Annotated in this window: 8 protein-coding genes; 2 read left to right on the top strand and 6 right to left on the bottom strand. The window is 30.3% G+C overall.

Annotation, left to right across the window (positions count from 1 at the left end; genetic code table 11):
• The first annotated feature begins 19 nt into the window (after nucleotides 1-19).
• Together SJY27_RS17100 and SJY27_RS17095 are read left to right on the top strand one after the other, a co-directional pair.
• Entirely contained in the window at nucleotides 20-2,716 is a 2,697-nt protein-coding gene (locus SJY27_RS17100) for a phosphoenolpyruvate carboxylase (RefSeq protein ID WP_397446084.1), read from the top strand.
• 183 nt (nucleotides 2,717-2,899) lie between these two features.
• A complete protein-coding gene (locus SJY27_RS17095) occupies nucleotides 2,900-3,688 on the top strand; it encodes an MBL fold metallo-hydrolase (protein ID WP_397446083.1) in 789 nt (262 codons plus the stop codon).
• A gap of 84 nt (nucleotides 3,689-3,772) precedes the next feature.
• Here SJY27_RS17095 and SJY27_RS17090 read toward each other — a convergent pair whose 3' ends face one another.
• From SJY27_RS17090 to SJY27_RS17065, 6 genes are all read right to left on the bottom strand, one after another.
• Complete coding sequence (locus SJY27_RS17090; protein ID WP_397446082.1) at nucleotides 3,773-5,458, bottom strand: hypothetical protein; 1,686 nt, start codon at nucleotides 5,456-5,458, stop codon at nucleotides 3,773-3,775.
• Nucleotides 5,459-5,689: 231 nt separating this feature from the next.
• Nucleotides 5,690-6,214 (bottom strand): hypothetical protein, encoded by a 525-nt coding sequence (locus SJY27_RS17085; protein ID WP_397446081.1) that lies wholly within the window; start codon nucleotides 6,212-6,214, stop codon nucleotides 5,690-5,692.
• Nucleotides 6,215-6,355: 141 nt separating this feature from the next.
• On the bottom strand, nucleotides 6,356-6,712 hold the full coding sequence (locus SJY27_RS17080; protein ID WP_397446080.1) for a four helix bundle protein: 357 nt from the start codon (nucleotides 6,710-6,712) through the stop codon (nucleotides 6,356-6,358).
• Nucleotides 6,713-6,856: 144 nt separating this feature from the next.
• Entirely contained in the window at nucleotides 6,857-8,368 is a 1,512-nt protein-coding gene (locus SJY27_RS17075) for a reverse transcriptase family protein (RefSeq protein WP_397446079.1), read from the bottom strand.
• A 258-nt stretch (nucleotides 8,369-8,626) separates the two neighbouring features.
• Nucleotides 8,627-10,255 (bottom strand): SWIM zinc finger family protein, encoded by a 1,629-nt coding sequence (locus SJY27_RS17070; protein WP_397446078.1) that lies wholly within the window; start codon nucleotides 10,253-10,255, stop codon nucleotides 8,627-8,629.
• Nucleotides 10,245-13,280: a WGR domain-containing protein gene (locus SJY27_RS17065; protein WP_397446077.1), complete on the bottom strand. Its 3,036-nt coding sequence runs from the start codon at nucleotides 13,278-13,280 to the stop codon at nucleotides 10,245-10,247. Before SJY27_RS17065 ends, SJY27_RS17070 begins: the two co-directional genes overlap by 11 nt.
• Nucleotides 13,281-13,318 lie beyond the last annotated feature (38 nt).

The following is a 13,318-nucleotide window of genomic DNA, read 5'->3' as shown; positions in this document are numbered from 1 at the left end:
ATATTTAAATTAATATAAAATGATGAACACAAATAGCAAGTTTCATAAAATTACAGATAAAAGAAATTTTATTATTGATTGTTATACTGAAATGCTTTTAAGAATTAAGGAAAATGAAGTTGTAGCACTCATTAAAAGTAATACTTTCTCTACTCTTGGCAAAGAGCAGCTATCTGATGATAAAGTAGTACAATCTTTAAGCATTTATTTTCAATTAATGACTTTAGTTGAAGAAAATGCGGCAACACAATATCGCAGAGAAAGTGAAAACCAAAAAGAAATTTACGGTGTAAGAGGTAGTTGGGGCGAAGCTTTTAAAGTTTGGAAAGATCAAAATGTCTCTGAAGACGAAATGATTAAAGCTATTGCAGATACTCGTGTAATTCCTGTTTTAACAGCACATCCAACAGAAGCAAAACGTGTAACTGTTATTGAAATTCATAGAGAATTGTATTTACTCTTAGCAAAAAGAGAAAATACTGCAATGAGTAAACTAGAACAAAATAGCACAAGAGAAGAAATTATTAGTCTTTTAGAGCGTTGGTGGAGAACTGGAGAAATATATCTAGAGAAACCTCAAATTCAGGATGAAAGAGCTAATGTGATTTACTATTTCAGTAAAATTTTCCCAAAACTTTTACAACAGAGTGATGCTCATTTACAAAACTCTTGGATAGAAATGGGATTAGATCCTTCTAAAATAAAAAATCCAAATATTTTTCCAAAAATAAACTTTGGTAGTTGGGTTGGTGGAGATAGAGATGGACATCCTTTTGTTACTCCTACAATTACCCAAGAAACTCTTGAAATTCACAGAAAAAAAGCATTGGCTTTAATTCTTGAGAAATTAAAAGAGGCTGCTATTAAATTTTCAGTTTCTGCAGTTACTAATCCAATTCCTTTCCAACTTTTAGAAAGTATAGATAAAAAGAAAAATGCATTAGGAGTTGCAGGTAAAAAAGCTGTTGAAAGAAACCCTTATGAACCTTGGAGACAATATATTAATTTGTTAATTGTAAAATTAAACAATACAATTTCTAATAAAGTAGCAGATTCTAACAGCTATTATAAATCTAGCAAAGATTTACAAGATGATTTAAATTTCTTTAGAGATGTTCTCGTTGAAAACGGAATGAAAGGTTTGGCAGAAAGCTTACTTTTTTCATTACAAAGAGCTGTGGATTGTTTTGGTTTTCATTTAGCAAAATTAGACATTAGACAAAATAGTGCATTCCATGACAGAGCTATATCTCAAATATTAAAATCTAATGGAGAAAAAGATTACGATTTCGAAAATTGGAGCGAAGAAAAAAGAGTTGCTTATTTAAGCCAATGTTTGGCAAACAACTCTCAAATAACTGATATTTCTGTTTCGTATGGTAAAGAAGCAGACAATGTTTTAGATTGCTATAGAGTGGTTAGAAATCACATTAATTTATATGGTTCTGAAGGTATTGGGTCGTTTATTATTAGTATGACACGTAGCTTGAGTGATTTATTAGTTGTCTATTTATTAATGAAAGAAACACAACTACTAAACACGCCTATAAAAGTAGTGCCTCTTTTTGAAACTATCGAAGATTTACACAATGGACCTGCAATACTAGAAGAATATTTACAACATCCTGTATCACAAGAAAGAGCCACAAAAATTAATTACGAACAAGAAGTAATGTTGGGTTACAGTGATAGTAATAAAGATGGTGGAACAATTTCAAGCAAATGGAATTTGTATAAAGCTGAAACTGAACTTGCAAAAACAGCTGCTAAAAACAATTTTAAAGCGTATTTCTTTCATGGTGCTGGAGGTACTATCAGTAGAGGTGGAGGAAAATACCACCGTTTTTTAGAAAGTATGCCTGCAAACACAGTTAATGGCACTATTAAAATTACTGTTCAAGGAGAAACAATTTCTCAATTATTTGGTAATCCTGTTACTGCTACTTATAATTTAAATGCTTTGGCATCTGGTGTGGCTAAACAAACAATTTTAAGCAAATACCAAGCAAAAGATAAACAATATCCTTTTGATGTGATTGAGTATCTTTCTCAAAAATCTTTCGAACATTATAGAGATTTTATTGAAACTCCTGGATTTATTAATTTTTACGGTAAAGCTACCTGTATTGATGTTTTAGAAAAAAGTAAAATTGGTTCTAGACCTTCTAGAAGAACAGGTACAAGATCTTTAGACGATTTAAGAGCAATACCTTGGGTTTTTAGCTGGAATCTTTCTCGAATTTCGCTTACAGGTTGGTATGGTTTAGGTAGTGCTTTAAAATCATTAAAAACAGAAAAACCTGAAGATTTCGAAAACTTAAAATCAAATATTAATGATTGGTCTTTTTTAAAGTTTCTAATCATACAAACCGAAACCAATTTAATCTTATCTCAAAGAGATATCATGAAAGTTTATGCTGATTTAGATGATGATACAGCTGAAAAAGATACTTTTATGACTAAGATTATGAACGATTTCGATAATGCGTTTCAACTTATAGAAGAACTTTTTAATGAACCTGCATCTCAAAGAAGAATTGGACAGTATGATAATTTTTATTGGAGAAACGATAAATTAAATATTTTACATGATCTGCATATTAGCTATCTAAAAAAATGGAGAACCATGGAAGATAGTGCAGAAAAAGAACAAATATTAACCAAATTATTAAGTATTATTAATGCATTATCTAGTGGATTAAAACATACTGGTTGATCCTTTTTTAAAACTATAAAATCCAAAAGCATCATAAATATTTATGATGCTTTTTTTGTTTTTTAAAAGTAGTTTTCGCTATAAATTATAAAAAATCAACATTCTAAGAAAAAGGATTTAAAATAACGTTAACAATACTTCGTATACATAATTCTTATCTTTGAGAAAACTAACATTAATTTTATGAAAACAAACATACTACCATTGCTAATGGCTTTTGTTCTATTAGCATCATGTAAAACAGAAACAAAAAATAAAGAAAAAAAAGTTAATAATGCTATTAGTCAAGTTTCTAAAGATGATTTATCTGCTAAAATTACACCTATAAGTCATGCAACTGCAGTAATTGAATTCGATAATACAACTATGTATTTAGATCCAACTCTTGGTGCTGCTTCTTTTTCTAATTTTAAAAAAGCAAACTATATTTTAATTACAGATATTCATGGAGATCATATGAATATGAAAACCTTAAAAGAATTAGATTTAGATTCAACCACAATTATAGCTCCAAAAGCGGTTACTGATAATTTATCAGCATTAAAAGTAAAAGAAATCATCACCATAAATAATGATGAAACCAAAAACTTTACAAACTTTAAAGTTGAGGCGATACCCATGTATAATTTAAGAGAAGAAGCTTTAAAATTCCACAGTAAAGGAAGAGGAAATGGATATATTTTAACCATTGCTGATGAACGCATTTACTTTTCTGGTGATACTGAAGATATACCAGAAATGCGAAATTTAAAAAACATCGATAAAGCTTTTGTTTGCATGAACTTGCCTTATACTATGACTGTAGTAAGCGCTGCTAATGCAGTTTTGGCGTTTAAACCAACCAAAGTGTATCCTTATCATTACAGAGGTACAGAAGGTTTAAGCAATGTTGCAAAGTTTAAAGAAATAGTAAACGAAAAAGACAAAAACATCGAAGTTATTCAGTGGAATTGGTATCCTAACAGAAAGTAATAGAGGTTTAAATTCTTTGTCAAATCTAACAAGATTTTATTGTGGAATAAATTCTAGTTTTATCTTATCAATTAGAACTTGAATCTAATTCATTTTAATTGAATCGATACGTTTTTGCAGTCGTTTTATTTCTTCCAACTTTTTTTGTTGATTGGATAGCAACTGAATGGAATCTAATATTTGTCGGTTTTGCTCTAAAATGGTTTTTTCTTTCTCAAAATAAATATTTTGATTTTCACTGGCTCTCCAAGCTTCGTTCAGTTGTAAATATACTTCTTCATTCCATTTGCTTGGGTGTTTGGCATCAATCCAAATAACATCTCTATATTCTGCATCAATTAAAGCCAAATCTGGAGTTGCAGCACCATCAAACTGTGCATTTTCTTTTTTGATTGCAGATATAGTACTTAAAAAAAACATCCGTTTTCTACCTGCAATTTTTTTAATATAAGGCCTGAATTCCACTGGTTTATTTACAGACCAGTCGTATTCTTTGCGAGATTCAATCACCTTTAAAGGCATTGCTGAAACCCCTGCATAACCTTCTTTTTTAGAAGCATGATCGTAAAAATATACAGCATTTGTACCATCTGCAGGAATAAAAACGCTGAAGGTTAAACTGGTTCTTTCTGAACCTACAGGCTCTAAACCAAACCAATGATACAAGCCACTGTAAGCACCTGTTTTGGTATCTGAAAAATCGAAATCAGTTACATAAGGTTGCTGGTTTTGATCGTCAGGCAATTGCGGAATCTTAACAGCGGTTTTCATATTCCAAGGTAATGGATCAGAAAAACCTCCTAAAAACTTTAGACTTTCTGCTTGCAAACGTGACACTTTTTCTGACAAGGTATTTTGCTTGGTTAAGTATTGGTAATTTTTCATTTCTTCTGGAGCAATAAAGGTTCCTTTACCAAAGGCAATTCTTTCGAAATAATCTGACCAAGAATGTTCGCCATTTTCTACAACCATTACTCCACCAAAAGTGGGATAAGGAAAAAAGAATCCTTTCCATTTTATTAAACTAACCACTTGTACCCAAGCACCTTTGTCGTTTTTCATATAATAGGTGTCACTTGGCTCGTAGTTGAACAACATCCATGGATTTAAACGCTGTACAACTGCATTGTAGGTATTTCTACTAAATTTTAAAGATTCACCTATAGAAAAGGTGACTGGAATTCTATTTTCTGATGAAAACCTTGGAAAAGGTGTGGTACTTGATACAGAAAACACTTCTTCTGTATTGTCTTTTAATCCTTGCCAATAGTATTTTTCAGTGGGCTGAATTGCCATTGTCCATTGATTGTTCTCATCTACTCTTACCAAATGTGGTAAGGAAACGTCTTTAGTCTCTCCTACAGATTCATTTGCCATTGAAAATATGTTACGTAAAGGCTGAATTCTTTCGTTTTGTGTGAGTGGTAACTCTACAATTTCGATGCGATTTAAGTCGTTAAAAACATTATAGGTTTTCATATAACTGTACATTTTAGAATGAAAACCTATGTAATAGATCAATCCAAAAAAGACGGCTAAAAGTCCTAGAACACCAATTCGTTTGCCTGTGCTTGCTAATTTTCTAAATTTTCGTAAGCCAAAAAACAACACTGAAAAACACAATAAAATGATGAAAATAAATTTTCTGAAAAATAATAATGCAGGTTGATAATCGTCTCTTAAAAAGAAGAGTAAACCAACTAGAATGACTCCTAAAATGATTAGGTTTCTTTTTTGTTTTATTCCTTTATTCCAGTATGATGTAATCATAATTTATTTGTTTGGGGTTAGGAGTGGGAAGTTTGAAGTTTCTCACTCTTACTTTGTATTTAGTTTAAAGTTGGGAGTTTGAAGATTGAAGTTTCTCACTCTTACTCATTTTTTTTGTGTTTTTTTGGTTTGAAATTTATCATTTGGTCATAAAACTAATTCTTCATACTTCCAACTTCAATTTTTTGACTTCTTTCTTCCTTCCTCCTTCTTCAATCTTCCAACTCCTTTTTACTTCAAAAATCCTTTATCTTTCAAACGTTCTCTTGCGCTTTTTTGATTTTCTTTTGGCGCTTCTTTTTCAACTTTAACTTCTTCTATTTCTTTAGCATCTTTGGTCTGCAGATCTTCAATAAAATCTTTTCCTTTTTCAATAACATCTTGAAATTTATCTTCTAAAGATTCAGATTGTTCTTCTATCACTTCTGAGGATTTAAAAACGAATCCAGCCACATACGTTCCTATTAAAGTCCCGAAAATCATAGATGCAAATAATGAAATAGTTGCCAAATCAATAGGAATTAAAAAACGCGTTACAAGAATACCAATTAAAAAAAATGCAGTAATAAAAACCAATCGTAACAAAAATGATTGTTGATACACAAAGCCTTTTGTATCTGTTTCTGCCATTTGCAATTCTTTAGAGTTCATTAATTTATTAAAAAAACGATACACTTTATTGCCTTGCGATTCTCTCCAGAAAATAACTGCGCCTAATAAAATGGATGATATGAAAATGATGAGTTCTAGTGTCATTGTTGATAAGTTTGGAGTGGGAAGTTTGAAGTGGGAAGTTGCTTACTCATATCTTTTTGTTTGAAGTTTGGAGTAAGAAGTTTGAAGTTTCTTATCAGACTTTTTCTGCCTTCAAACTTCTTACTTCCTATTTCAAACCAATTATTTTTTAATTTTATTTCTGTATGCAATTGTCATATTCATTAAATTGTAACAGTCTTTATAATGTTTTTCAAAATCTATCTTTGACAAATATTTTCTTCTAATTACTTTATGCAAGCAAGTTACAACTTCTGCTAATGAACGAATTGAATACCCTAAAAACTTTCTATACTCTGCATTCGATTGTAAAATTGAGCCTTCTGAAATATTTAATGCTATTGAATCTGATGCTCTTTTTAGTTGTGATGACAAGTTATAAACTTCATCCTTTGGAAAACTTATGGCTAACAAATTCATTTCTTCTCCTAAATCCATTGATTTTTGCCAAATGATTAAATTCTCGAATTTAAAACTCATTATCTTCTTTCTCTTTATAAATATACAATTTTCACTTCCAACGTCAAACTTCCCACTCCAAACTTCAAACTTCAAACTTCCAACTTCCAACTTCACTACAACTAATTAGTATCCTTTTATAGCTTTTGTTACACGAAAATGAGCTTATTTTTTAAAAACAGAAAATACACTTTTAAAGAAATTTTTTATTACCGATTGTAGATTATTAGAACTGGCAACTTTGTCTTTCACATATTTTTCTCTATGTGTTTCTTTATAATTAAAAGTTCCTAAAATTTTAGCAACACGCTCTTTATACACAGCTCCTTTTATTTTATCAATTTGATATATAAAATTGGCATAGCCATCAATTTCAGCCAATACATTGTTACCTCCATTCCAAGATTTACCTTGTATACCATCTTTTTCTATTTGATATAATAATGCTCGGAAACGTTTTAAGGATTTCTTGTTTACATTGGGTTTTTCATTTACAATTACGCCTGTAACTTCTTGTCTTTGATGAGGTTTCATGATGCGTAACTTCTCAGGATGCAATACAAAATTTTCATCTTTTACAATTTTTCTAGAATATTTTAAGATTGCTGAGATGTTTTTTAGCTGCTCCTTATCACCAGAAAATGTAATATCATCTACATAACGTGTGTAATTGAATCCGTATTTTTTAGCAATTCCATCTAAACGAAAATCTAAAGTTCTACATAAAATATTGGTAATTGCTGGACTACAAGGAGCTCCTTGAGGTAAAAATCGATTACCTCTTTGAGCGAAGTAATTTTCGCCTAATAACGAAATATCTAAAATTTTGGGTTCTGAACAAATCAATGCAAAAATTACAGCCACTTGCTCTGAATACCCCAATGATTTAAAAACACCTTTAATTCGATTATAGGTAATTGTCGGGAAAAAGTTTTTTAAATCTTGATTGATGACCACAGCCTTGTTTACGTGTGGTTCTGCATTAGATAAAATCGATTTTCCGATTACGCAACCATTTGCTTTTGGATGGGTTTCTAATTTATTTAATATTTCTTCTAAAATAAAATGTTGTGCCTTTTTTAATCTCGGCATTGGTGCAGAAATCAATCTGAAACCGCCTGATTTTTTGGCTACTTTAAAACGTTTGTAGTGACTTATTTTAGAATTTTTACGAGAAAATGTTAGAAAACGCAATTCACTTAACGCAATTTTCATTGCATCAGCCACGTCTTTTGCAGTTTGTAAAACAGGCAGATTTAAAGTCTTTAAACGATTAACATCTGTAGCTATATCATTTAATTGATGCGAAAACCCGTCACCTAAATAAACAATTTCTTGTTCCTTTTTTAATCGCCATTTATCTGCTTTTTCTTTTTTAAGTAAAGCTCTTTTTTCTTTAGTTTCTTTTTGTTTTTCTTTAGATAAACGTTTGCGTTCTTTGTGTTTATTCGCAATAAAAGCGTCTATATCTGCTATATTTTTTTCTTTTTTTAGCAGTTCATTGAGTTCTTTAGAGAGTTCACCTTCTTCTTTAAAAAAAGTATTTACTTTATTAAAATCGACATTTTCATCTGTCCAAAAACCCAAACGTCTCATTTCTGAAAGTATGTATTCTTGTCTAGACGATTCTTTAATTTTATCGTAAATTTCTTGTCTTCTCTCTGCTGAATTACTCATAAAACAAAAAAGGCAACAATAAGATGTAATTTTTTTCCCTTCGTACTCTCTAATGACTGAATTGAACAACTCCAGTGAAATAGGTATACCATCACTATTTCACTTCGTAGAAGTTTAACCGGAAATGGTGATGGTATACCTATTTCACAAGTTAAGTTCGAGTCAGTGACGCGTTCGTTGTCTATTTACAAGATTGGCGATCCACCAATCAAAATGCAAGGTTTTTATCTTATTGTTACCAAGTTTTAAATATATTAATTAATTTTTATCAAAAGCCAATCTTGTGGCTAAAATATGCGCACAAGGTCCTTTTGTCATTTTATTTTTATAATAGTCACTACAAGTGCATTTTCCATCCACAATTTTTAAATCACCATCAATTTTTACACTTGTATTATACCTATTGCTTACCAATGCAGCAATGGCTACATTGCCTTTTGAGGTATGTGCCTCTAGCTTTGAAATTGCTCCATTTTCCATCAATTTATAAGCTTCTTTATCAGTTTCACTAGAAAAACGCAACGCTTCAATATCAATCCCTTCTCTTTTTAATTCTCGAATTCTGTATACATTATTTTTTAAATCGTAAATTACTTTTCCAGCTTGCGTAAACGTAACCAAAGATTGATTTACAGTTTGTACATCTAACTTTAAATTTTGGGCGATTTTGGTTGCTGTATTCAACCAATCTTTTCGTAATTCTAAATACACGCTTTGCATTGTATTTGCAGGTATTTTTGTTCTTGGCATCAACAAATCTAATTGCGTTGATTGCGCCCAATCATTGGCTGTCCAACCAGATAAACCTAATGTAAAATACATTTCATTAGTTAAATGAGCAATGTAAAAGGATGGCATTCCAGAACCTAATAAATGAACTGTAAATTTGTTCGTTATGGGTAATAAACGTTCTAATAAAGCAATTCTTCTTCGTCCCCAAACTCTAATTTCTTTTGATTCATTTCCCTGATAAATAGATTGTAAACATTCTACTTCTATATTCCAAGGTTCAAAAACTGCTATAATGGGTTTGCCTGGTTTCAAAATATATTTGATGGCTCTTGGCCCTGTTTTTTCTTTGTTTCGTTTTAAAACGGATATAAAATTTGCAATATCTATAGGATGTAAATCAAAAGCGACTTTATCGCTTGTCATTGCTGTAGAAACCTGTAAAAATCCACGAACCCAACTATCGGGTAAATCAATTTTTACTTCTCTGTACGTTTCTTCTCCTGTCGTTTTTACATCAAAACCTTTGGGGTCAATTTTAAATTCTGTGTTTTTATACGTTCTTATTTTTTGAAACTCGTCGTATAATTTCTTCGAATAATCAATATTTGTAGTACCGCATTTAAATTCATCAACCTGATTAAAAACCTCATAACCACAAGATAATTTTCCGTAAACGGATTCATCTTTACTAAAACATTCAAAGAAAACTTGATCTGGATGTACTGTAATTACCGGGTCTAAAACCAACCAAGCTGTATAATCTCTTTTTAAAAGATAATTGAAATATTTTCTTTGTGCTTTGTAATAAGGCGCTGTAATTTCTGCCCTTTGAGCGCGAACTGCAACTAATTTTTGTCGTAAATTTTTAATTTGATGCTGAATTGCAGGAATTTTTGCTTGAGCATCTGCAACCCAAATATCTTCTTGGCTTTTTAACCAAGCTAAATACTCTGTATTGTCTTTGGGTTGGAAATTAAAATCGGCAGTAACCACATGATGCAAAGCAGAAATGGCTTCTCTGAATGGAATTTTTTTATCTAAATTGCCCACAAAATAAGTGGGTTCTCGCAAAACATCTGGTGCAAAATTTACTCCTGTTACAGATGATGTGTTTTTTACACTGCTGTTTCCATTATATTTATAATTAAACTTCATCTGCTGTCGTTTTAATTGATAATGGAATTTCTAAATCTGGAAAATTACTGGCAATTTCTAGTAAAATATCGATGTTTTTACTCCTGTCTATAATTGTTTTGGTGTCTAAAATTGAACTGATAATATTTATAGTCATTTTTGCAACAGCTTCATTTTTTACAGATTCTTGCTCTAAAAATGTGTAAATTCTAGTTTTTGTAGCTCTATTTGCATTGATATTGAATAAACTTGTTTTAAAATAAGCTTCTAATTGTAAAATTACTTTAGGATTATCTTTTGCAAAACCATTCAAATAATTGGTTACAAAAAACTGTATTGCTTTGGTAGGATGTTCTTGTAATTTTTCTAATAAATACTGTCCTTTTTCGTTAGAAAAATGCTTGGTAATCATTTTCATACCAAACGCTTGTACTTCTGGTTTTACATTATCACAAAGGTATAATAATACATCTGATGTCCATTTTTCTGGCTGAATCTTTTCATCAAAATAAACAAGCGCCCAATCAATTACATCTTGCCATTCTGCATTAAAAATAAACAATGCTTCTTGTAATTCGTAATTGATTTTAATATCATTTTTATAAAAATACTGTTTTACTTTTTCACGAATTGAAAACACAGCACTGTTTGCTAACTTTACCAATTTTGTAACTGGAATTGTAGCTAAATTCACTCTTTTTTCAAACAAGGGAGTTCCTAAATTTTGAGCAAATTCATATTTAGATAACACAAAACTAAAAATCTGTTCTTCTGATAAAGTAGTTAAGCTATCTTTAAAAGATACTGTTAATAGTTGATAACTATTTTCGTGCAGCCCTTCATAAGTTTCAGCTTCTGTCAACACAAACAATAACTTATTTAATAAACTTTGTTTGAATTTGGCATCTAGTTTTACTAATCTATCTATAGTTGGCTGAATGGCTTCTCGAACTTCTTTATATTCAGAAAAACAGAACCCAACAATTTCTTCTTTGTTTTCGAGCAAAAATTGATCTGGAAAATGTGATAAAATTTCAATTCCCGCTTTTCTTAGCAACTCATCATCTGCATTGATATATTCATCAAAAGAATCTTTAAATATTTGATAGGCAGGCGTTGAATTGTGTTTTGCTAAGTTGATAGCAAACAACTTATTAGTTACCAAAGTTGAATTGGATATCTTCGTAATTTTATTTGCTGATGTGCCATTTAGTAATTCTCCAAACTTAGTGTTTCCAATTAAATTTGCTACCGCTATTAAAAATTCTCTAGTAAAATGCGTTTTTTTCTTGAATAAAACAGCAATTTCTTGAATATCTATTTTATGATTGTAAATAATTTCATCTTTATACAACTGACTTAAAAATGAAATTACTTCAATTTGATTTGTTAATAATAAACTGATTACAAATTTTTTACTGCTAAAATAAGTGCTTCCGTACTTTACCAACCAATAAAAAGCTAGTTCCAAAGCTTTTTCATTTCCAGAATTTAAAAGTCCGATTACAATATTTTCTTCTGGTTCTGTATCTGTGTATTTTGTTTTTAAAACCTCAACAATTAAACTGATAACTTTTGGGTGATAATGATTTACCAACTTGAGAATCGTCTCACTAGATAAATCCTCTAAAAACTGCGAATTTTCATCAATAATTTTTAATGAAAAATTAACAGCAACATCACTTTTGGTATTTGCTAAAATCTGTATAACTTCATCTGGTTTTTGATTCCAAATATTGGCTAAAACCTCTTCTCTTTGATTCACTGCTGTATCTGTAACCACATAGTACCATTGGTTTTTTTGTTGTACAAATCGTGTTGAAGCTCCGTATAAAACATACATTAATGCAGGATAGTTTGCATATTTTGGAAAACATCTTTGCTCATTATTATAGGTTTGTGCTTCCCAATCGTAATCGTAATTATGCTGAATTTCTTCTTTTACATCATCTTCTTTATCATTTAACCCAATTAGCATTTGTGTTGCATATTTGATGTAATTTTCAACATCATCTTGACTTAGATCATACATTTTTTTATAAATAGTATGATTAAAATACGATTTGGTTTTGTTAGAGAATGCAATAGATGGATTTGGTTTCTTTAGCTCTTTTTCTGCAGTAATCCAGTTTCCTTTTTCATCATAAAAATAGTTGGAATTAAAACCTGATTTATTTAATGCGAATCGTTTGGATAGCAAGGTGAAAAATTGAACATCCTCTGTAATTTGTGTAGTTCTAAAAATATATCTGATAGATTTAAAGGTATTCGCCTTAAAAGGAAGCCTTTCAATCAGTTTGTAAATTTTACTTCGTAAATCTTCATCCTCAAATGAGAAAATATAAGCATAGTACAATAATAATACATCGCTTGCTTTAGCATTTAAAAATTTAATCGGTAAGAGTTTAATTTTATCATCATTAATAAAAATAGAAACTTCTTTTTGAATGACTTTTTTATCTGAATCATCTCCAAATTGTAAAAGATAAGCACAAGCTGCTCTGCCTCCTATGGTGCTAAATTTCGATTCTTTAAAAACTTCTAAAATTTTATTTTTGTATTCTGTAATACCAAAAGAAGCCAAAACTGTAATGGCATTATATTGCTCGAATTGCTCTTTGGAATCTATAAATTCTGCGATTAACCCTGAAGCCTGCATCATTTTTAAATTGCCTGCTCTTAAAATAATTCTTGAAACTTTCCAGTTTCTGGTATACGTATTTTTTACGGCTTGTTCTAAATACTTTAGAATGGTTTTTTCTCGAACTGTATTTATATGAACTTTTGGTGTAGTTTTTTTTTCTATTTCTAAATTTTCAGAATAACCTTTTTTCTCTTTACTCTCAACAAGTTTATTAAAGATTTTTAAGGCCTCTTCATAAGCCACAGGAAAAACTGTTTTTGTGCCTTCACGCAGATTAGCTCCTCTCCTACCATATCTAAAATTTACGAGAAATAAATCTTGATTTTCGCAAATATCAACTTCGTAAACTTTGTCTGATTTACCTTCTGAAAAATAGAGTGTTTTTTGTTTGACTAATTTCAATCTGCTAATTTTTGTTTTAAAAATATGGAATGTTCTTT

The sequence above is a fragment of the Polaribacter sp. R77954 genome (assembly GCF_044595335.1).
GTDB lineage: Bacteria > Bacteroidota > Bacteroidia > Flavobacteriales > Flavobacteriaceae > Polaribacter.
Note: the sequence above shows the minus strand (reverse complement) of the source record. Positions and strands in the feature narration are given on the sequence as shown.

Coding starts and splice junctions, on each gene's coding strand:
- SJY27_RS17100 (WP_397446084.1), top strand. CDS start 20: ATGATGAACACAAATAGCAAGTTTCATAAAATTACAGATAAAAGAAAT.
- SJY27_RS17095 (WP_397446083.1), top strand. CDS start 2,900: ATGAAAACAAACATACTACCATTGCTAATGGCTTTTGTTCTATTAGCA.
- SJY27_RS17090 (WP_397446082.1), bottom strand. CDS start 5,458: ATGATTACATCATACTGGAATAAAGGAATAAAACAAAAAAGAAACCTA.
- SJY27_RS17085 (WP_397446081.1), bottom strand. CDS start 6,214: ATGACACTAGAACTCATCATTTTCATATCATCCATTTTATTAGGCGCA.
- SJY27_RS17080 (WP_397446080.1), bottom strand. CDS start 6,712: ATGAGTTTTAAATTCGAGAATTTAATCATTTGGCAAAAATCAATGGAT.
- SJY27_RS17075 (WP_397446079.1), bottom strand. CDS start 8,368: ATGAGTAATTCAGCAGAGAGAAGACAAGAAATTTACGATAAAATTAAA.
- SJY27_RS17070 (WP_397446078.1), bottom strand. CDS start 10,255: ATGAAGTTTAATTATAAATATAATGGAAACAGCAGTGTAAAAAACACA.